The sequence below is a fragment of the Methylophilus sp. UBA6697 genome (assembly GCF_002454655.1).
Taxonomy (GTDB): Bacteria; Pseudomonadota; Gammaproteobacteria; order Burkholderiales; family Methylophilaceae; genus Methylophilus.
Window position 1 is genome coordinate 1 of sequence record NZ_DKJH01000022.1, and the last position, 18,950, is coordinate 18,950.

At 48.9% G+C, this 18,950-nt stretch carries 21 protein-coding genes and 1 pseudogene; 4 read left to right on the forward strand and 18 right to left on the reverse strand.

The genetic code is table 11. The annotated features are described in order from the left end of the window. Window positions 1-321: 321 nt before the first annotated feature. From B3355_RS06435 to B3355_RS06450, 4 genes and pseudogenes are all read right to left on the reverse strand, one after another. Window positions 322-1,169, reverse strand: a pseudogene (locus tag B3355_RS06435) (DUF4394 domain-containing protein); the annotation flags it as partial. A 438-nt stretch (window positions 1,170-1,607) separates the two neighbouring features. Next, window positions 1,608-2,714, reverse strand: a complete 1,107-nt coding sequence (locus tag B3355_RS06440; RefSeq protein ID WP_292781651.1) for a YheT family hydrolase — start codon at window positions 2,712-2,714, stop codon at window positions 1,608-1,610. 21 nt (window positions 2,715-2,735) lie between these two features. After that, window positions 2,736-3,185, reverse strand: coding sequence for a cupin domain-containing protein (locus B3355_RS06445; RefSeq protein ID WP_292781653.1), 450 nt, complete (start codon window positions 3,183-3,185; stop codon window positions 2,736-2,738). Next, window positions 3,182-3,730, reverse strand: a complete 549-nt coding sequence (locus B3355_RS06450; protein WP_052179073.1) for an RNA polymerase sigma factor — start codon at window positions 3,728-3,730, stop codon at window positions 3,182-3,184. Before B3355_RS06450 ends, B3355_RS06445 begins: the two co-directional genes overlap by 4 nt. A gap of 280 nt (window positions 3,731-4,010) precedes the next feature. On the opposite strand from B3355_RS06450, the gene B3355_RS06455 reads away from it, so the two are divergent. Next, window positions 4,011-4,262 (forward strand): hypothetical protein, encoded by a 252-nt coding sequence (locus B3355_RS06455; RefSeq protein WP_019883192.1) that lies wholly within the window; start codon window positions 4,011-4,013, stop codon window positions 4,260-4,262. A 74-nt stretch (window positions 4,263-4,336) separates the two neighbouring features. Here the strand turns inward: B3355_RS06455 and B3355_RS06460 are convergent, their stop codons facing one another. The 3 genes from B3355_RS06460 to B3355_RS06470 form a co-directional block, all read right to left on the reverse strand. Beyond that, on the reverse strand, window positions 4,337-5,212 hold the full coding sequence (locus B3355_RS06460) for an alpha/beta fold hydrolase (RefSeq protein WP_292781663.1): 876 nt from the start codon (window positions 5,210-5,212) through the stop codon (window positions 4,337-4,339). A gap of 2 nt (window positions 5,213-5,214) precedes the next feature. Further along, window positions 5,215-5,835 carry a LexA family protein gene (locus B3355_RS06465; RefSeq protein WP_047516638.1) on the reverse strand — a complete coding sequence of 207 codons (621 nt, stop codon included), beginning with the start codon at window positions 5,833-5,835 and terminating at the stop codon, window positions 5,215-5,217. A 128-nt stretch (window positions 5,836-5,963) separates the two neighbouring features. Then, entirely contained in the window at window positions 5,964-6,350 is a 387-nt protein-coding gene (locus B3355_RS06470) for a hypothetical protein (protein WP_292781668.1), read from the reverse strand. A gap of 152 nt (window positions 6,351-6,502) precedes the next feature. Here B3355_RS06470 and B3355_RS06475 point away from each other — a divergent pair, with 152 nt between their 5' ends. After that, window positions 6,503-8,620: a hypothetical protein gene (locus tag B3355_RS06475; protein ID WP_292781671.1), complete on the forward strand. Its 2,118-nt coding sequence runs from the start codon at window positions 6,503-6,505 to the stop codon at window positions 8,618-8,620. 128 nt (window positions 8,621-8,748) lie between these two features. On the opposite strand, the gene B3355_RS06480 is transcribed toward B3355_RS06475, so the two are convergent. Both B3355_RS06480 and B3355_RS06485 read right to left on the reverse strand, forming a co-directional pair. Beyond that, window positions 8,749-9,123: a DsrE family protein gene (locus B3355_RS06480; protein ID WP_292781674.1), complete on the reverse strand. Its 375-nt coding sequence runs from the start codon at window positions 9,121-9,123 to the stop codon at window positions 8,749-8,751. A gap of 111 nt (window positions 9,124-9,234) precedes the next feature. Further along, window positions 9,235-10,152, reverse strand: coding sequence for a LysR family transcriptional regulator (locus B3355_RS06485; RefSeq protein WP_292781677.1), 918 nt, complete (start codon window positions 10,150-10,152; stop codon window positions 9,235-9,237). A gap of 121 nt (window positions 10,153-10,273) precedes the next feature. Here B3355_RS06485 and B3355_RS06490 point away from each other — a divergent pair, with 121 nt between their 5' ends. Further along, on the forward strand, window positions 10,274-10,909 hold the full coding sequence (locus B3355_RS06490) for a pyridoxamine 5'-phosphate oxidase family protein (RefSeq protein ID WP_292781680.1): 636 nt from the start codon (window positions 10,274-10,276) through the stop codon (window positions 10,907-10,909). 82 nt (window positions 10,910-10,991) lie between these two features. On the opposite strand, the gene B3355_RS06495 is transcribed toward B3355_RS06490, so the two are convergent. Beyond that, entirely contained in the window at window positions 10,992-11,369 is a 378-nt protein-coding gene (locus tag B3355_RS06495; RefSeq protein WP_019883201.1) for a DUF6232 family protein, read from the reverse strand. Window positions 11,370-11,531: 162 nt separating this feature from the next. Here B3355_RS06495 and B3355_RS06500 point away from each other — a divergent pair, with 162 nt between their 5' ends. After that, window positions 11,532-11,921, forward strand: a complete 390-nt coding sequence (locus B3355_RS06500; RefSeq protein WP_019883202.1) for a hypothetical protein — start codon at window positions 11,532-11,534, stop codon at window positions 11,919-11,921. Window positions 11,922-11,933: 12 nt separating this feature from the next. Here B3355_RS06500 and B3355_RS06505 read toward each other — a convergent pair whose 3' ends face one another. The 8 genes from B3355_RS06505 to mauA all read right to left on the reverse strand — a co-directional run bounded on the left by B3355_RS06505 (window position 11,934) and on the right by mauA (window position 18,949). Then, window positions 11,934-12,392, reverse strand: coding sequence for a DUF6232 family protein (locus B3355_RS06505; RefSeq protein WP_292781684.1), 459 nt, complete (start codon window positions 12,390-12,392; stop codon window positions 11,934-11,936). A 343-nt stretch (window positions 12,393-12,735) separates the two neighbouring features. Further along, a complete protein-coding gene (locus B3355_RS06510) occupies window positions 12,736-14,634 on the reverse strand; it encodes a diguanylate cyclase domain-containing protein (protein WP_292781686.1) in 1,899 nt (632 codons plus the stop codon). A 186-nt stretch (window positions 14,635-14,820) separates the two neighbouring features. Continuing rightward, the gene (locus B3355_RS06515; RefSeq protein ID WP_235273066.1) at window positions 14,821-15,165 is read right to left on the reverse strand and encodes a c-type cytochrome; all 345 of its coding nucleotides are present in this window, start codon (window positions 15,163-15,165) and stop codon (window positions 14,821-14,823) included. A gap of 109 nt (window positions 15,166-15,274) precedes the next feature. Then, the gene (napH, locus tag B3355_RS06520) at window positions 15,275-16,123 is read right to left on the reverse strand and encodes a quinol dehydrogenase ferredoxin subunit NapH (RefSeq protein WP_292781690.1); all 849 of its coding nucleotides are present in this window, start codon (window positions 16,121-16,123) and stop codon (window positions 15,275-15,277) included. A gap of 4 nt (window positions 16,124-16,127) precedes the next feature. Continuing rightward, window positions 16,128-16,808 carry a ferredoxin-type protein NapG gene (gene napG / locus B3355_RS06525; protein ID WP_019883209.1) on the reverse strand — a complete coding sequence of 227 codons (681 nt, stop codon included), beginning with the start codon at window positions 16,806-16,808 and terminating at the stop codon, window positions 16,128-16,130. Further along, window positions 16,765-17,307, reverse strand: a complete 543-nt coding sequence (locus B3355_RS06530) for a methylamine utilization protein (RefSeq protein WP_292781695.1) — start codon at window positions 17,305-17,307, stop codon at window positions 16,765-16,767. The genes napG and B3355_RS06530 overlap by 44 nt, the downstream gene beginning before the upstream one ends. Window positions 17,308-17,316: 9 nt before the next feature. Then, window positions 17,317-18,285 (reverse strand): tryptophan tryptophylquinone biosynthesis enzyme MauG, encoded by a 969-nt coding sequence (mauG, locus tag B3355_RS06535; RefSeq protein WP_292781697.1) that lies wholly within the window; start codon window positions 18,283-18,285, stop codon window positions 17,317-17,319. Between the two features lie 100 nt (window positions 18,286-18,385). Beyond that, complete coding sequence (gene mauA / locus B3355_RS06540; RefSeq protein ID WP_019883212.1) at window positions 18,386-18,949, reverse strand: methylamine dehydrogenase (amicyanin) small subunit; 564 nt, start codon at window positions 18,947-18,949, stop codon at window positions 18,386-18,388. Between the last annotated feature and the right edge of the window lies 1 nt (window position 18,950).

Genomic DNA, 18,950 nt, shown 5'->3' on the forward strand with positions numbered 1-18,950 from the left:
CGGCAATCCACCCTATCCCTTTTCGGCAATGACTAGCGACTAGTTTCAACTGTCATTCAAACCAACGGAATCTTAATTGACCAGTGCCCACTTTCATCTTCTCGGGCGCACCATCTCAAACAGGAAGAGTGAGCTACCCACGGTTTTGTAGACACCTCACCTTGTTTGCACCAGACCTCTTCAAACGCTTCAGGGCGCGTGCCATTCAGGTGTGAGTGCCGTCTAGCCCACCAGAATAAAATCCTATAAAAAAGGCCGATGCTTAGAGACATCGGCCTTCTTAAATATAAGATACCAGTGTATGAGATATCCGTTTTTTNNGCGATCAGGCCCAAGCCAGCCAATAACAACGCATAGCTTTCTGGCTCAGGTACAGTGGCTAGACCAGTCAGACCGTTAAAAGTACCATTTAGAGTCGTGATATAAGTAGCAGCGCCAGTTGTGAGGTTAATCGAAAATAACTGTGAATCCAGGGTACCATCGTTCACATTAAACAAGGCATAGGCCTTGCCATTGCCAAGAACATCAAAGCCACTTGCGGACAACACACTCACACCCAGCGAGCCAACTGTCTGGATTCCACCTGCACCGGCTGGATTATTAAATCCAGTAGCCAGAAAATGTAGCGAGTCGCTAGTTGTGTTCACATAATACAATCCCGTGCTGGCTGGCGCGATGCCGGGGGTTGAATTGATGTAGGCAACGGCAGTGTAACCACTGCCAATATTTGCACCGGTGGTATTTCCCACCGCGCCGGTATTGGCATTGACCGCATAGTTATTGCCTGTGCCAGTGACTACGCGTAGCGAAGCGTTACCAGCGAAATCTGCGACTGGATTAAAGTCGACCCCGATAGACTCCCCAGTCAGAGAAGCCCCTGTGAGGTTACTCTTGAAGGTCGCTGCACCGGTAGTCGTGTCCAGTGTATACAACCTGTTTTGACTGGTCAGGCCATAAACCAGGCCATCAGTCGGCCTGAGATCAACACCAAGCAATCTTTCATTCGCCCCCAGGCCCGAAATATTAATATAAGAAACGGCACCTAAATTCAAGGTATCAATCACAGCAATATTGCTGCTATTAAATCCATACAAGGTATCTGCATTGACATGGGACCCCACCAGCAGACTTGCACCTAACACTGCCTTATAAAAAAAGCCAATCTTCATGTGAACCTCTCTTCAAAATTACTATTAAGTTATTAAAATTACATCGAAGAAATTGTGGCCTAGACCAGCCTTAACCATCAGCCAAGCCCAGATACACAACTAACGCTCCCCAGTATCAACGACAACAAAAGCCGTTTTTATGACAATCCCTTAACGGTTTATGACTGGATTCCCCTCAATACCACACATCAGCATCTATTATCGCGTTAACAAAAAACCGTAATAACGCAACACTCACCTATCCCTGGCTAAATGCTGATTGTGAGAGCAGAAAAACTTCTCTCACCACATATATACGTAATGCATATGCAAATGGATGCATGCCCAATGCGATTGACTGGTGATTGGGCAAAATAAATCACATCAATTGCCCAAGGGTGACGGCGACGTCGCTATTGGCGAATGACGCGCTGAAAAATGAGAGGAAGGGATTAGCGGTTATTGATAAAGAGAGGAAGGGTGAAAGTGAATAAGGGGGTCTAACACGGCATCCAGCTGTGATTGTTGCGTCGCATTAAAAAAGTTGAATACTCTTTCCGCAAGCCATGGAGCGTCTTGGTCTGCATCGCCATAAAAACCGGCATGCCCGCCCTCAGCCTGGTAATCAAGATGAACAGTGCTTGATACTTCAGCTTCTGAAGGTAAGGTATCAAAGGGAACAAAAGGATCATTTTTTGCATTTAAAACCAGGGTCTCTGTTTGTATCGCCAGCAACCATGGTTTGGAGGCATTCACTTCATAATATTCGTCAGCACTCTTTGCGCCAAATAACACCGAGGTCACCGCATTATCCATCTCTTGCACAGTGCTGGCTGCCTGAATACGTTTTGTATCTAAATAATCAGGAAACCGCTGAGCCATTTGCAACGCTTTTGGCTTCATCGAAGCGACAAAGTGTTTACTGTATAACCAGTAATTAACGCCCTTATCGAGACTATGAGCCGTTTCTTTCAAATCAATCGGCGCTGAGATTGAAACAGCGGCTTTGACTAAGCGAAGCGCATCACTCGGATATTGACCTAGCCATTTCAGAAGCGCATTCCCACCCAAAGACACGCCAGCCGCATAAATCTCGTTGTGAGGGAGCTTGTGATGAATGATTGAAATAAACGTATTAATCTCTTCAGCATCCCCGGCATAGTAAACACGGGGTAGTCGATTAGGCTCGCCTGAACAGCCGCGAAAATGTACCACCACGCCAAGCCATCCACGCTGCTTTGCAGAGGACATCATCACCCTGGCATAATGACTTTGAGAGCTTCCCTCCAGGCCGTGGAACAGGACCAATACAGGTTTATTTTGCGTGTTATCCAAACCTTCAGGCGGTTCTGTCCAATCGACATCCACAAAATCCCCATCCGATAACTCCCAACGCTCTCGCACATAGGTTTGCTTTGCAACCAGTGGAAAAAGAGAGGGAATGATCGTTTGCATGTGCCCGCCAATTTGCCATATCGGTGCCTTAAAATCATTGGTCGCAAGGCATGTTGATGAACATAAAAACATTGATGCTGTCATTGCCAGAATAAAATAAATAACTTTCATTTTGTATTGGCTGATGACATATCAATAAGTCTTAATCAAAAGCGTACATCCGTTTTCAGTGCGGATTTCTTTATGAAACGTGCCTGCACCAGCAAAATGATAATCACCGTTTTTACAATGAATCCCATCCAGCCAGACCTCGCCATCAAGCACAAAAGTTTCCTCATTTTTTTGATGGTCATGGTATGGAATAATGGTATTTTGTTCGAGCTTCAGCAGAAATGATTTAGCTTGGGTATCACTCTTCAAGATCTTTATCTGAATTCCCTGGTTAATTGACTTCCAATGACCTTGCTCTGAAAATACAAAAAATTGCGCGCCCTGACTTTGTGCAACGCGTTGCATCAATTTCGCCTTGATGTGACTTTTTGTATCGGGATTAGGCACCAAATCTGGCGTCGCCTGAAACAACTCAAGAAATAAATCAAAATCCAATGATTCAGGCTTGTTGGTTGTAATATTTTTATTCAAAACTGCTCACCTTTGAGTTTCTCTCTTAATAATTTTTGAGCTCTATTAATCGTTGATTTCACCGAGCCAAGCGGCATATTCATCACATCAGATATTTCTTGATGCGTTAATCCATAATAAAAAACATGGTGCAATAGTTGTCTTTGTAAGGGTTTAATTTCTGACAAAGCCTTAACAACTGCCAGCGACGCTTGCTTGTCCTGCAACCTATCGTCTGCTGACAAGTCAGTTGATTCTATTGCCCAATCGTAATTAACGACCATCTCAGGGATTGCATTGCGCTTCCTCAACGCATCGATAGCACGAGAACGGCAAATGATTAACATCCAGTTATACAAAGGACACTTGTTGAAATCGTAACGATAAATTTCCTGCCATATCTGGTAATACGTATCCTCAACCACCTCTTCAGAAGTACTTGGATCTTTTGTAATCTTCAAAGCCAAACTATAGACTTTACTAAAAGTAGCTTCGTACAAATCATTAAAAGCATCCTCGTCTCTATCTATTATTCGAGCTATTAAACCCTCGATGTCATCTATCACAATTCATTCCAAGTTTTCTTTTAAAATTTATATTGCAACAATTCATACATACGGCTAATTTCTTTAATTAGATGCAGATTTCACAAAATATAAATATGACTGCATCTTGAAACCTCATAATAGCCTAGTAAATTATTAGCGATTCACAAATAAACTCGTAACAATTCATCTCTGTGCTATTCACTAGCCACACACTCATAAAAACTTAGCTAGAAGTTTTCTTGTGTTTCACCGCAACAACACCTATAGTCACCGCACATTTATCGATGAAAGACGCCGTATGAAAAAACTATTAGTCACTGTTCAGCTGGAAATGGATGTACCTGATACTTGGAATCTGGTCGAGCACCCGGACGATGTGCAAGCAATTAAGCTTGAAGATGGGCGATTTATGTACATGAGCTTTTTGCCCATGTTTACCACAGATGCCAATGCGGGGGCAGAATGGTCTAGCGAGTGCACGGATGCATTCAGTGATGAGATTCTGGACATGGTGGCGGATGAAGAAGTGTTAATGAAGTTTGAGTCTTGAATCGCCATTCATTCTCTATTTACTCACCAGCCGATGGTGAACTCACCACACCTCAACTGAAGCAGCCTCCCGACCTAATAAGCACTTGCGGCACTGACTGAAAAACTGCCTGGCGCCTTCAGGGGCCGGGTAGTGGTGAATGTTGGTTTTAAGAATGTATGAATCGCAGCCGCTAAACGTTCAGGCTCATCATATGGCAGCCCATGCCCGACATCAGGGATTAACTTGTATTGCAGGTCAGGGTTAAGTGCATGCAGTTCGCGGGCGGTTTCGGCAGAAACAATGCCTTCGCTGCCAAGCACTAATAAGGTCGGCACATAAATATTCCGAACCAGCTCATCAAACTCCGGGTGCGGCGGGATCAGCACATCGAAAGCACGCGGATTGGTGCGGAACCTGGCTTGAACCATATGTTCCAGCAGCTCAGATGAGCGATAGCGATATCTGGCTTTGGCTTCTTTAAACAAGTCTGTTTTGCTGGACCGCAATATCTGGCGGTGCTGTTTAACCGCTTCACGCTCATCCAGCTGGCCCTGCCACTCAGGGCTGATAAATGTCGGGTCAGTCAGCACAATGCCTTCAATCGCAAAGCCTAAGCGGCTGGCAACCATCGCAGCAGTCATGCCGCCCATTGAGTGGCCGAGCAGATAGGGCGATTGAATGTCTAGTGTCCTGATCAGTTCAATCACATCATTGGCATGGTCTTGGTAGGTGTATCCATGCAAGGGTGCACTCGACTGACCATGGCCGCGCGCATCCGGCATGATGATGTCAAAGTGGTCTTCAAGCTCACGTGCCAATTGTGACCAGCACGCGCCACTCGCAGTGAGATCATGCAGCGCAATCAAAGTGGGCTTGTTGCCACCTGTTCTTAAATAGTGAATATTGATGCCGTTTGCCCGGCACACGGCATTCGTCCAGTTGGCTGAAATAATGTTTTTACGGGTCATGATTAAAACTTTCTGAAAGAACCGGTGACGACACCCCAGATGGCAAACTGCATTTGCCCTTGAATGAGGATGGGGGGATATTTACCTGAAGAGTTGGCGGGTAATAGTTTGGGCTTACCGTCTTTTTGTTTGGCCAGGATTTTGACCGTAAATTCGCCATCGATCATGGCGAGCACAATATCGCCTACCGCCGCAACCTTGTCTTTTTCCACAATGGCTTTATCCCCGGGCATGAGGCCAACTTCAATCATGGACTCGCCCTGAATGGTGACAAAAAAGGTTTTGTCGGCCTTGTTGATCAGGTATTCGTTGGGATCCATCGCTGAGCCAATATGATCATCGGCGGGTGATGGCAAACCTGCAGGGACTTTGGACTCAAACAGTGGCAAACTCAGGTTAATGAGGTCACCTGATAGCTGTATAAACTCGTCTACGCTATCTAGGCTCTCTTTTAACTCACTCAGCCTTTGCTTTCTGGCATAGGCTTCGAGAAAACTGGCAATAACCGGCTTTTGACTATCTGGTACGCGAATGACACTGGTATTTTCTTTATACGTGCCTGTGCCAGCCTTGCGTCCTGAGCCGGGTTTTCTAGCAGATTTTGTGGAATCATCGTTTTGCATGGTTTTTATTGTAACATTAAAATTATTTTATTGTTACAATAAAAACTACATCATGCTACGGTGTTGTTAATGCTGGCTTTTCGCCATTTTGTAGACATGTTTTGGTGGTGCACCATGCTGCCATCCATTCACTGCGTGGTTTCTTTGCCCACACGACAGTTTTTCTCAGCGTCCCACGCCCGCACATTGGTGTAGATTTCTGTATAACTGTTACGATCCCAGCCGTACATCGCTTCATAACCATGTTCAGCTGCACTGCCAGACTCTTTAAGCTTTAAATAGTCACAGTGGATAATCATCTCTCCACACAGACACATGCGTGTAGGCTTGACCAGATAGGCCTTGGTTGTGGCGTTCAAATTCACCAATTGTGCTTCAAATAGATCCAGGGCTTTGACCTCATGACAGGCCGCTAGCTGATTGCCACACGGTTCATTCGACAAGTAGGCGACGATAGGTCCAGGCATACTCACAGGCGGCCTGAATGTTTCTTTGGCATTGAACTCTTCAGCCATCGCAAAGGTGGCAAATAGCCATGACGAAAATATAAAAATGGAACGCACCTGCCAATTTAAATTGACGGCGACATAAATCACGTCAATTTAAACAATCAATTGCTGACAGATTGGTTATTATCATGTCTTAACGTTTAAAAAAGAAAAATAATATGAACAAACTGATTGGGTTGGCGCTGCTCGTCATCGTCCTTGCCATCGGATGGCAGCTCGACATGCATCTCAGTACCGTCGAAAAAGTGAATATTGCTTTTCCGCCCAGGCCTGAAGTCAGGATTCAGCTTGAAACCATGACGTCTTTGATTGAGCCTGACGACCCATCGCTGGCATCATTCAAAAGTGCGTATGAATCCAGGCTGACACTCAGGGCACTGACTTGTACCCAAGCAACCCCTATCGGCCGCTTTGACTCTGTCAACGACATCAAAAAACAAGCCATAGACCGTGACTGCCTGAAAGAACAAGATGACCAGCTGCTGGCGCTGATTGGGATCAAAATTGTCGGTCTCCGGCTGGCACAGCCGCCATTACGCCCCCTGGTAAAACTCGGTCCACCAACAGTGATTCATGGCACTGAGAATGCCGAAATTTACACGGGAAAATCCGCCTCACAGGCAGGCGTGGTCGTACTGCGAGGCACTCGTAGTGAGTTTACTTCTGTCGAGATTCCAAGTGGCAAAAAGATTGCGAGTTTGCCAACTATCCCCGAAGCCTCTCACACCAATTACGCGATTTCGCCTAACGGCAGAGTGCTTGCCATTGCCGTTAACAATAGAGACCTGCGGTTTATTGATAACGAAACCGGACAGGATCTATGGTTAGCGAGAGACGTCGGGCAACTGTATGCCTGGCTACCAGAAATGCAAGCTATCCTGGTGCAAGACAATAAAAGTGGCCCCGGCAATGGCGGCGTAGTGCTGATCGACTTTAAAACAGGGACCAGCAAACCCTATGAGGTGCCACTGAAAAATCAGTCTTGGGCATTACACTTAAGCTCGTCGCCCTCTCGACTGCTGATTGGCTCTTATAAGGAGTTTTCACTCATTGAAAACACGCGCACCACTGAAGGGGTCAATGCATCTGTGGTCAAAGAGTTTAGAATCAAGTCGCCATCCGCCAGTGTCAGCTCACTCACGCCGACGGCTATGCTGAATGGCCAGGCGATTGTCTTTGTGACAGGCCGCGATTTCATGTTGTTTAACCTGGAAACCCGGGAAGAAAGGCTATGGGAGTCTCATGAAGTTATTGGAAACAACTATGCAAAATGGAGTGAGGAGTCTATTTTAGTGGATGGTTATGGCCAGCCAAATACCGGCACCACCAAACCGTTTATTTTCAATGTCAAAGACGCCACCTTGTCCCCCGTTGAAACGGCCGAGGGTAATCAGGGGATTATCTATGAATTAAACGGACGGACGGGATTTATGCGCAGGTCTCACCAAAAGGTTTGGGTAGGTGACGAGCTGCAAGCCGGCACGCCTGAGTCACTGGACGACATGATTACCGGACGCAAACTTGAACGACAATTGCAGGCATTGGAACAAGAGGAACGGTTATCCAAGGCCAGGCTGGAAGCATTGAAAATGGGGCAAGATATGAGCCGTGCACCCCGGCTAATGTACCCGTATGGCGCACCTACCATGTCGCAAGACATATTAATCAGAAGGCAGGTAGAACGAGGCTATTATCCCAATACCGTGCGTATGTCGCCAGCGATGTCACCTGCGGCAGAAGCACCGGCAGCAGAGGCTCCTGCCATGGCGCCTGCGCCCATGCCCAGCCCTCTGATACAAAGTGCGCCAATACAAAACTCTCCAATACAAAGCTATAGCGCGGCGGCAAATGAGCTGCGCAAGCAAGCAATCACCAATACCACATCCCGCATGTTAGGGGCTATTCCGAGTAACGCGAGAGTAGAGGCTGTCGGCGTGTATGAAGCAAAAGATCGCTCTTCAAGCGGGGTCAATGTCATGATCAAAAAATCAGACCAGCCGATTGTATTGATGCTGAGTGCTTATGAACCAGTGCGCTGGAATTTAATGAAAGAACCGGGGGCTAACTTGGTGGCGATCATTGCCAGCGGATATCACCTGCCAGAGGTCACTGGCGCGGGAACAACCAAAACGGTTATTAAGCGCGGGGAGTATGCTTACCAGCAAAATGGGACTGGCTACGCGGCCCTCAATAACGAAGCCATGCTGTGGACAGGAAAACCCATTAGCAAATTTCAAGGTATTTACGGCGGCACCGTGTTTATTGTGGGTAACTAAATAACACCTCCCCCCATTGAAAGCGCCTTTACACGGGCGCTTACAGCAGTCTACTTTGGGAAAATAGCGTCATTCAAGGCTGCGGCTAGCAACACTACTGCAGGTGCTAGCCGCAACATAGTACAACATCAAAAACTGAACACGGTATAGCCACTGCTGGATAACTGGGCAATGCTTGGCAAACCAGACGTGCCTGGTACACTGTTGTCCGTCACCAGATTGAAACCATTCACCTCAGCATCCTCGCGCGCGCCGAATACATCGGCGCATCCGCATGAAACGCCAACCGTCACATCAGAAACTGCGGCATATAGTTGATAGAGCGGATGACCGACTTTGGTCAGATGACTGACCCAGCGCGTGCCGGTGCCTTGAAAGTAAATAGCGACGTCTATGTTTTTTTGCTTGAAGTCGTAGGCGGCTGCTAAACCATTGAATGCGCGGCCAAGTGCCTCTTCCCCGCCGTGTGTTGGGTCTGAAAAAATAATGATAGCTGCTTTCATACTGATCTCCTTTGATCTGGTCATGTCGTTGATTGACAGCCGGATTCTAGGCACAAAAGGCAGCAGGAAAAACTACTCAGGGAGAAATGGATTGTTTCGCCGCGCGCAAGATCACTTGGGGTTTAAGGTGGGATGGCTGCGTAAATTTTCGACCATCTCGTCTATAAAGCTACGGACTTTGGAAGAGCCTAATTTGTCTTCCCGATGCACGACATGCACCGGCCAGGGCGCTTCTTCAAAAGTTTCAAGGATCAGTCGTAATGCCTTATTTTCTACTTCACTCCAGACCTGATATGAAAGCAGTCGCGCGATGCCTAAACCACCTACTGCAGCGGCTAAGGCCGCATCATTGCTGGTGACGGTTAATCGCGGATCCATCCTGAGCAATAAAGGCTCGCCATTAGATGGTTCACTATGAGATCGCTCACTACTAGATCGAAAATGCCACTCGGTATGCGGTGAAACGGCGCTTGATGAGATGATGGAATGCTTTGAAAGGTCAGCAGGCAGCTTGGGCGTGCCGGACTTTTCGAGATAAGCTGGTGATGCGCATAACACACGTCTGACCTCCCCCACTTTGATGGCCCGCAGCCCGGAATCAGGCAAGTGACCAATACGGATCGCCACATCCATGCCTTCATCCACCAGGTTGGTCACGCGGTCGACCAAATGCGCAATGATTTTCACCTGCGGATAGCGTTGCATATAGTCAATAATGCAAGGCATGACGAACATGCGGCCGAACATCACTGGTGCCGTGATCGACAGCGTACCGCGTGGCGTGGCATTACTGTCGGCGACGGCCTCATTCGCCTCTGCGATACTCACCAGGATGGCGCGCACATGTTCGTAATACTGGCGGCCTGCGTCCGTGAAGCGCACATTGCGCGTCGTTCTTTGTAACAGCCTGGCGCCTAACTGCTCCTCTAGGGCAACCACAGCACGCGTCACCGCCGCTGGAGAAATATCCAGCTTGCGTGAGGCTGCTGCAAACCCGCCCTCTTCGGCCACGCTCGCAAACACACGCATTAAGTGAAACTGGTCGATAGTATTTCTCCTGATGAAATAATGTATTGCAGCTAGCCCTGATTCTCTCATTCGCATTATTGACTAGAATTTGCCCATACGTAAACAAAGCCAGGAGAAAATCATGACAACACATTTGGTTGCAGATTTCGCGTCACCCAGCGATATCGCGTTCACACCGGCGGTGAAAGCCAGGCAAGAAGAACATGGCTCAAGAGCGGGCTATGCAAAATTTGAGAGTACGCGCGGCTGGGAGTCCCGTGTCACGCCAGTGCTTGCCGACTTTATTGCAGAGCAAACCAGCATGTATATGGCTACCGCCAATGCCCAGGGGCAACCTTATATGCAGCATCGCGGCGGCCCGCGTGGTTTTTTGCATGTGCTCGACGAGCAAACACTGGCCTTTGCGGATTATGCCGGTAACAAGCAATACATCACCGCAGGCAATCTGGATGAAAACCCGAAAGCACAGCTATTTCTGATGGATTATGCCAATGCGCAACGCATCAAAATCTGGGGGGAAGCCAAAGTCGTGACGGGCGACAGTGACTTGGCAGCTAGCGTCTCTTCGCCGGATTATCAGGCAAGGGTGGAGCGTGTGATTGTGTTTACGATCAAGGCCTGGGATGCGAATTGCCCTAAACATATCCCCAAGCTTTTGAAAGTTGAGGATGTCATACCAGCGATTCAGGCGCGTGATCAAAAGATTGCCGCTTTGGAGGCGCGACTGAAAGAGTTGGAGCAGAAACTCGCGGGGTGATAAGTATGAGTTTTGTATCGGTCTGAGCTTCATGATTGAATGGCTGCGGGAGACGCAGCCATTCAACAATCTCAAATAGTGCCTAGCTGGCATCGCCTCTTAAAGCAATCGCTACATTCAAAGCTGTGAGCACGTTTTCTGCGTCCAGGCTGTTTTCGCTGACTAATGCCTGATGTTCACCTGCTGGCGTATGGATGACGATTGAATATCTGGGCGTGGCTAAAAACCACAGCACACCGCCATAAATGATTGAAAAAATACCCACCAGCGGCAAGCTGCCACTGCCGAACAACAGCGCCAGGCCACCGAATAGGCATACGCGGGCAAAACCAAGTTGCGGTTTGAGGATTCTGCGCTCTATGGTGGTCACGCTTTTAATGGCGATGGTTTTACCGTTAACAATAAAGCGACTGTTACTCACGCTGACGCCTTGATGGCTGAAATAGATTGCTTCTTCCATAGCGCATCTCCATTGTTATCAATGAATAAAATTTTAACACGAAAACATCAACAATTAACTATTAATAACAATTAAGTGGGGCTTTTTGGTGACCAGTAACCGCTATACTTGCCTTGAATAAGGTGCAAACCCTGTGCTGGCACAGACATAAAGGATAGCGATATGCATCAAAAAACGTTTCTGGCAAAAGATGGTCAGACTTACACCCTGAATCTCAACGAAACAGGCGAGGAAATTGTTGTCTTACTCGATCACGAGCAGGTCGGTGTGATTGATTTTCAGTTTAGCAAGGGCATACAAGGTGCCGAGAGCTATCTGATCACCGTGCTGGACCTGGAAAAGTGCAAACGCAAAGGCATAGGTGAAGCGTCGCTCAGGTTTCATCAAGCCGTTTTCCGCCGTCCGTTAAGGGCCAATGGCGACATTCGGGAAGGCAGGCAATCGCAAGAAAGCCAGCTGACAAAAGAAGGCAGCGGCTTTATTGGCCATATGCGCGCCAAAGGCGTGATCGAACTGATCGATTTTCACGGCGCCTTCAGTGAAGACGAGTAGCAAGCTAGCGCCTCACTCAATAAGTGGCGGTGACATCGGTGGAAAATCCGTATGCGTGACGTGAGATGCCCCTCGCACAGGCACAGCGCCACTCACCGCAGATACGCCTCGATTAATCAAGGCAGCATCCAGCGCCCGAATAACCTGCTCAATATAACTGCTATTGTGATCTTTCAGTACCTTATGCTCGCCCGTGGCAGTCTTTATCACCACAACATAGGCCGTTTTGACAAACAGCCAAGTCATCACACCAAGCGCGATTAAGCAACCGCCCACGACAAATAGCGCGCCTTCGGTCAGCAGAAATAATAACCCGATAGAGAGGATGAAAACCGCCAGACTTCGTGGCGGCTCAACCACGCCCAGCCGCACTGAAATGATGTCACGTATATTGTATATATAGCCACTCGCGATAAAGCGGCTGTCGCTGATGATGACACCACCATCGCTGAAAAATACTTTTCTATCCATGGCTTGCTCCTTTAGAGCTATCTAGACGGGGGCGAGTCAGGGATGAAAGAGCAGCAATCACGAAGACACCCACGCACACTGCGTGTTACGTTGTGAATCTATACGACTACAAACGCATGCCACTGAAGTAAAAACGCTACTAGGGAAGCACGAGCAAGAAGTTTAAAACGACGACTAAAGACAATGACTTAACTGAGAAGGCCTCAAACGACAAAGAGGGCAAGGTAAAACGGGATTCCGAGAGGGTTTCAATTCACTATACGCCCATGCAAGAGGCTATGTGCATTATTTTCATACGTTAAGATCACTGGCAGTGGCATGTCTACCATGCCTCAATAATGATCTACACTGTTTCAACCATAAACACACCATTTTTACCGTTTTTCTTGGCGGTATACATGGCCTTGTCCGCTTGCCGGATAAGCTCGGTGGGTTGCGTTTCCTGAGAATGCTCACTGGTGTAATAAGCAATACCAATGCTGACGGTGATGTTTAAGGTCACCTGGTTAAAGTGAAATGGTTCTGAGATCGTATGCAGAATTTTTTCTGCGATTCTGGTCGCATCAGAAACTTGGCTGACCCCTTCCAGCACAATAATAAACTCGTCACCGGCATAGCGGGCAACCGTGTCAGATTGACGCGTGGACTTATCTATCCTGTTGGCAACCTCGCGCAACAGCATATCACCGACATTGTGGCCATAAGTATCGTTCACCGATTTAAAGCCATCCAGGTCAACAAACAAAATAGACAGCGTAGTTTGATTGGCTTTGGCACGCTGCACCGCAATGGGCAGTATCTCTTCCAGCTTGCGTCGGTTGGGCAGACCAGTTAACGGGTCATTGCGGGCTTCGTTTTTGAGCAGGCTTTCCAGTTGCTTTCTATCGGTAATATCCCTGAGAAACGAGGTAAACAGCGTTTGATCATTGATCTCCAGCACATTCACCTGCAATTCTATCGGGATACGCACGCCATCTTTCCGCATCGCTTCAAGCTCGATGCGCTTGCCCATCATGTCTGACTGTTTTTCCAGTGCAAACCGCCGCATGCCTGCCTGATGTGCCTGCTGCAACTCATTAGGAATAATCAGCTTATCCAGCTTGCGGCCGATCGCTTCCTCATCGCCCCAGCCGAATATATGCTCCGCCTGCTTATTCCAGGCTTTGACAATGCCTTCTGCATCCATGCATACGTAGGCGTCGTTGGCGTTATCTAAAATGGTGCGCAACTCTAACTCTGCATTTTGTAACAGCTGCTCCGAGGCTGCTTTTTCCTGATAGGCCGCCAGCATGGATTTGTTTGCCTGTTTAAGCTCTTCAGTACGCTGGCTGACTTTCTCTTCCAGCGTTTTACGTAACAAGGTCAGCGCTGCTTCTGTTTCTTTGGCACTTTGGATATCTTTGACAATCGCCACAAAATAATCGAGTTCGCCCGCGGGGTTTAACTGCTTGGTGACAGTCAGTTCAACCCACACCGGCTCACCACTTTTTTTCACGTATCTTTTTTCAAGCTGATAACGATTTAATTTACCGGCGACTAATTGATCCAGCAGATTTAAATCAGTGTTTAAATCCTCAGGCAAAGTAATGTCCTGAAATGTCAGCGGCAATAACTCCGCCTTGGAATAGTCAACGATTCGGCATAACTCTTCGTTCACTTCTAACCAACTGCCGTTTGGCTTCACCATGGCAATGCCAATGGCCGCATTTTCAAACAGGGTTTTAAACTTGCTTTCAGAGCTTTGAAGCGATTGTTTGGCTGCCAGCATACGCTCACGGAACTGCAACTCACGCGTCGCAAGATGTGCCAGGTCATTCAGCGCAGCCAACTCTTTTTCAGTAGGTTTTTTAGGTTTTTCATCAATGACACATAGTGTGCCCAGCGCATAACCTTCCAGGCTTTTGATCGGGATGCCGGCATAAAAACGGATATTGGGGGCATTCAACACCAGCGGATTTTTGGCAAAGCGCTCATCGGTCAGCGCATTCTCAACAATCAGCTGCTCACCGCTTTCAACCGCGTGCGTGCAAAAAGAAATATCGCGTGCAGTTTCTGACACCTCAACCCCGTGTTTGGACTTAAACCATTGCCGATGTTCATCCACCAGTGAAATCAGCGAGATCGGTGTATCAAGAATGGTCGAGGCAACCCTGGTAATGGTGTCGAAAAAATCTTCAGGCGCAGAGTCGAGCAGCCCTAAGGCGTAGAGTTTTTCTAATCTTCGCTGTTCATCATTCACCATTTTTGTACTCACATATTGAGCGGCATTCAATACCTGAAATAACGTCACGCCAACGATAAAATTAACGCTTTTTAGCTAAAAATTCTTGCGCAAATACTGAAAATAGCAAGAAACGCAGATCCATGCCAGCAACAGATGTAAAAAAACGGGGCAATTGCCCCGTCAGAATGGAGATCAACCATTTTCTTATAGAGAAGTAATCCACTGCACCACTTCTTTGAATTCCTCATCGCTCAATTTGCCAGCATTAGGCGGCATAGGCAACACGCCCCAATTGCCACGTCCGCCTGTTTTAATTTTTTCGATCAATGTCGCTTGCACATCCTGGCCTTTATATTTGGCAGAAACATCTTTAAATGCCGGGCCAACCTTGCGGCTATCGACATTGTGGCAAGCCAGGCAACCGCCTTTGTCTGCCAGTGCCGCACCATCAGCCCAGGCTGCTTGTGAGGCCAAACCCAGCGCTGCGACAAACAGCAAACTGGTGAGGGTGGGCACGGGTAACCATGCTTGTTTTGATTGAGTGTTCATCATGAAATCCAGTGTATTTGGTAAGAGAATTCTAATGGTCAGCGCGGGCGTCTGATGGCAAAAATCGGCATCACTTGGCATCTGCGTCATACGCTTGAAACAAGCACGGCTAGTGCTCACTCACCACAGAAATGCCTTTGAACTCGCCCTGTTTTTTAAAGCTGAGATTCATCGCTAAAGCCCCCGTCGAACACTGGTCCAGGCAAGCCCCGCAGCGGGTGCAATCACCTGACGTGACAAAAGCCGCTTTCTTCGCTACCACAGGTGCCAGCACATGTGGCTCCGGGCAGACCTTGATGCATTCAGCACAACCGTGACAAGCCCCCACCTGTGTCGCTTTGACGCGTAAACGACCCATTCGCCCCAGCTCGGAATAAAACGCACCGACCGGGCAAATATGGCTGCACCAGCCACGGCGCGTCACAAACACATCGAACAGGAAAATACTGGCCAGCACCGTTGCACCTGCGACTGAGCCCCACATCAGTTCGCGCTGGAACAAGGTGATCGGGTTAACCGCCTCCCAGGCCAAGGTGCCGGAAAGCAGTGACAGCAGCAGCGATAACCCCAATATCGCCACGCGCAGGTTTTTTGAGAGCGTGAAATTGCTTTTGATATTTAACTTTTGCCGCACCCAGTAAGACAAATCCGTCACCAGATTAATCGGGCATACCCAGCTGCAGTAAATGCGCCCGCCCAGAAGCAGGTAAAACACGGCCACGATAGCCACACCGATCAGGACCGCCTTGCCCAAAGGGGCACCAGCGAATAGTGATTGCAGCCAGATATAAGGATCGGTCAGGCCAATACCGAACCAGACGCTGGAGGACAGATTACCTTGTGCAAAATAGCCACCGGCTGGCAACTCAACGGCAAAAGCGGCAATAATCAGCAACTGAATGATACGCCGACTGAACAGCCAGCGATTGCGGTAGAGCATGGCTTGCAGACGTCGCATAGGCTTACCAGCGGCCCACCGATTGCGCACCTTCAACGCCTAAACCCAATTCACGCGGCAACACGCGTATGGCCGCCTCAGACAGCACGCAGTGTTTTTCACAGGTGCCGCAGCCGGTGCACTTACTGCTATCTACCGTAGGAATCTGCAATACACCGCGCTCGTTTTTAATCGGCTTTAACGAGATGGCTTCCCCAATAATCGGGCATACGCGCACACAAATACTGCAGGTGAGGCCTTTGTAATTGAGGCAGGTCTCATGCCCGACCAGCACCGCGACGCCCATATCGGCCTTTTTGATATCAGTCAGCAAGGGGCTGAGCGCTCCCGTCGGACAGGCACGCGCACAAGGGATATCGGGACACATGCGGCAAGGGTCATTGCGGCCGACAAAATAAGGTGTGCCGGTGGGCGCCGGATCACTCCAGCTGGCCAGGTGCAAAATGTCATAGGGGCAGGCTTCTACGCACAGACCACAGCGGATACAGGCGGCATTGAACTCCAGCTCTGGCAAGGCGCCTGGTGGCCGCAGCACGTTGGCCGCACGCGCCGGACGCGAGTCCAGTACCGCTTTGCCAAACATGGTAATGACCGTCGCCGCGCCTAACTGGCGGAAAATCTTGCGAAAAACCTTACGCCGTTCAGGCTCGGCGATTTCGGCTGCTACAGATATTTTGTCGGCCATCGAGAATCTCCTGACGAGTGAACCTAGGTAAGTCAGACTTAGAAACAGAAGAAGACGTCTTCGCCGCATTTATAAGCAAATTGGCACGAATAATCGGATGTATCCAGCATTGCAGCACAAACTCGCCTTTGGCATCGGCGGGCACTTGCCAATGGACAGTGGTGCCCGGGGTTTGCACCCCCAGATTCACCATGGTGCCGTCCGGGTAAGTCACATAAATACTGTGCGAAATATCTGAACGGTTGCGGATGGTAATGGTGTCGCCTGGCTGTGGTACAAAATCCACCGGTGCGAACTCATGGTCAGACAGTGTCATGGTATGAGTGGTAATAATGTGATTATTCGCACGGCTCATGGGCGCCTGACGGGGTGTGCTACAGCTGGCCAGGTAGAACGCCAGCAATATGAGCAAGGCATACATGCCAATCCAGGTGGAGAGTTTGCGCGATATATTCATCATTAAGGGCACATGCGTTTTCATCTGTTTTTTTGCCATCATTCAGAACTGCTACTGTGGCATCATCGGCGCTTGAATATTCAAGGCACCACCATCCAGGCTTTGGATAAACGCAATCAGGTCACTTTCTTCCAGGTCTGAAAGCTCAAATTTCTGTATATCCTTGGAAAGACTCTCACGCTGAATGGCTTCACTTTTGTAATGCTTGATCACTGTTTTCAGGCCACGCATAGAGCCATCATGCATATATGGCCCTTCTATCGACAGGTCGCGCAACGAAGGGGTTTTAAACGCATGCTGCATCAAAGTCACCTGCGCGGGTACTTTGGCACCACGGCCTAAATCCTTGCTCGGCAAACCGATGTCATGAAAACTGTCGTCGGTAAACCGCCATGCGCTATGGCAAGCGGCACAATTAGCTTTATTTTTATCGTTAAACACGACAAACCCATGCTTGGCCTGCTCACTGATGGCCTGCTCGTCGCCTTCTACCCAGCGGTCAAATGGCGCCGGATTAGACACCAGCGTACGCTGGAAACTGGCCAGCGCCTGCGTGATGCGCTGCTGGTTAATACTGTCATCGCCAAAAGCCTGGGTAAACAAAGGCCGGTAACCTTGGATTTGCTGTAAACGCCCCACCAGACTGGTGAGGTCAAAATTCATTTCATGCGCTGTGGTAATCGGCAACACGGCCTGCGCTTCGAGGGTCGCTGCACGGCCATCCCACATGAGTGCACTTAACCAGGCACTGTTTAATACCGTCGGCGTGCGACGGGCATTGCTGACGCCTTCTGCCTGCAACGGCAAGTTGCGGCCATCACTCCAGCGCTGGTCTGGTGAATGACAGGTGGCACAAGCCATCCCGCCTGACCTTGAAAGGCGCTGATCGAAAAACAGGGTTTTTCCCAGCGTGGCTTTTTCCAGGGTCAGGGGGTTAGACAGGGGTGATGGAATACTGTCTGGCCGCTTGAATTTTTCCCTCGGAGGAAGATCGGCGGACCAGGCAGTATTCACCACCATCAGCGTGCTTATGATTAGAACCCAGTTTCTAAACAACATTAAGCGTCTAAACCACATACTGATTTTTCTTTAACAACAAGCGCTAATATGCGTTACGCAATTAGCTTGCTTTACCCACGATAGGTGAGATGGTGCAGTGATACGTCATCGCATCATTGTCAGCACCAAAGCACCAGACGATATCGTTGTTGAACTCTGGACGGTACACCGGCAATTCACCTTGTGTGTTGACGCAGTTACAACGGCCGCAAGTCTGTTTACCACAGCAATCGCGGTAGGCAATCAGGTAAGTCTGCTGATCACCCGGGTTGTAACAACTGGCCACCCACGAGCTTGGTGACAGGCTGCTGCCTGGTGGGCAAGAGGTCAAGGTACCGCCGCAGCAGTCACACAGGTTGCCGTCAATCGTACAATGGCGCCAGTAGTCACACGCTTTAGGGTCCTTGTCCTGCGGCTTGAAGCCGCTTCTGGTCAGGTTGCCAGTGGTAGCTGCCTGCACCTCGCCACCCAGGCGTGAGCGGCGGTCTACCGGCAACAATGGTAACAAGGCAGAACCAACCAGGAAGCCACCCAGGCGGCCGATAAAGCCACGGCGGCCGGTTTTGCTGGCGGTGGTCCGTGCCAGCTTCTCAATTTTTGAGTCAAACCCAGTTTCTTTTTTCATT

Excerpts from the sequence above, each read along its gene's own strand:
- B3355_RS06470 (WP_292781668.1), bottom strand. The coding sequence starts at position 6,350 with ATGGCTGAAGAGTTCAATGCCAAAGAAACATTCAGGCCGCCTGTGAGT.
- B3355_RS06515 (WP_235273066.1), bottom strand. The coding sequence starts at position 15,165 with ATGAACACTCAATCAAAACAAGCATGGTTACCCGTGCCCACCCTCACC.
- B3355_RS06490 (WP_292781680.1), top strand. The coding sequence starts at position 10,274 with ATGACAACACATTTGGTTGCAGATTTCGCGTCACCCAGCGATATCGCG.
- B3355_RS06495 (WP_019883201.1), bottom strand. The coding sequence starts at position 11,369 with ATGGAAGAAGCAATCTATTTCAGCCATCAAGGCGTCAGCGTGAGTAAC.
- B3355_RS06530 (WP_292781695.1), bottom strand. The coding sequence starts at position 17,307 with ATGATGGCAAAAAAACAGATGAAAACGCATGTGCCCTTAATGATGAAT.
- napH (WP_292781690.1), bottom strand. The coding sequence starts at position 16,123 with ATGCGACGTCTGCAAGCCATGCTCTACCGCAATCGCTGGCTGTTCAGT.
- B3355_RS06440 (WP_292781651.1), bottom strand. The coding sequence starts at position 2,714 with ATGAAAGTTATTTATTTTATTCTGGCAATGACAGCATCAATGTTTTTA.
- B3355_RS06455 (WP_019883192.1), top strand. The coding sequence starts at position 4,011 with ATGAAAAAACTATTAGTCACTGTTCAGCTGGAAATGGATGTACCTGAT.
- B3355_RS06475 (WP_292781671.1), top strand. The coding sequence starts at position 6,503 with ATGAACAAACTGATTGGGTTGGCGCTGCTCGTCATCGTCCTTGCCATC.
- B3355_RS06485 (WP_292781677.1), bottom strand. The coding sequence starts at position 10,152 with ATGCGTGTGTTTGCGAGCGTGGCCGAAGAGGGCGGGTTTGCAGCAGCC.
- B3355_RS06500 (WP_019883202.1), top strand. The coding sequence starts at position 11,532 with ATGCATCAAAAAACGTTTCTGGCAAAAGATGGTCAGACTTACACCCTG.
- napG (WP_019883209.1), bottom strand. The coding sequence starts at position 16,808 with ATGGCCGACAAAATATCTGTAGCAGCCGAAATCGCCGAGCCTGAACGG.
- B3355_RS06505 (WP_292781684.1), bottom strand. The coding sequence starts at position 12,392 with ATGGATAGAAAAGTATTTTTCAGCGATGGTGGTGTCATCATCAGCGAC.
- B3355_RS06465 (WP_047516638.1), bottom strand. The coding sequence starts at position 5,835 with ATGCAAAACGATGATTCCACAAAATCTGCTAGAAAACCCGGCTCAGGA.
- B3355_RS06480 (WP_292781674.1), bottom strand. The coding sequence starts at position 9,123 with ATGAAAGCAGCTATCATTATTTTTTCAGACCCAACACACGGCGGGGAA.
- B3355_RS06460 (WP_292781663.1), bottom strand. The coding sequence starts at position 5,212 with ATGACCCGTAAAAACATTATTTCAGCCAACTGGACGAATGCCGTGTGC.
- mauG (WP_292781697.1), bottom strand. The coding sequence starts at position 18,285 with ATGGTGGTGAATACTGCCTGGTCCGCCGATCTTCCTCCGAGGGAAAAA.
- B3355_RS06510 (WP_292781686.1), bottom strand. The coding sequence starts at position 14,634 with ATGGTGAATGATGAACAGCGAAGATTAGAAAAACTCTACGCCTTAGGG.
- mauA (WP_019883212.1), bottom strand. The coding sequence starts at position 18,949 with ATGAAAAAAGAAACTGGGTTTGACTCAAAAATTGAGAAGCTGGCACGG.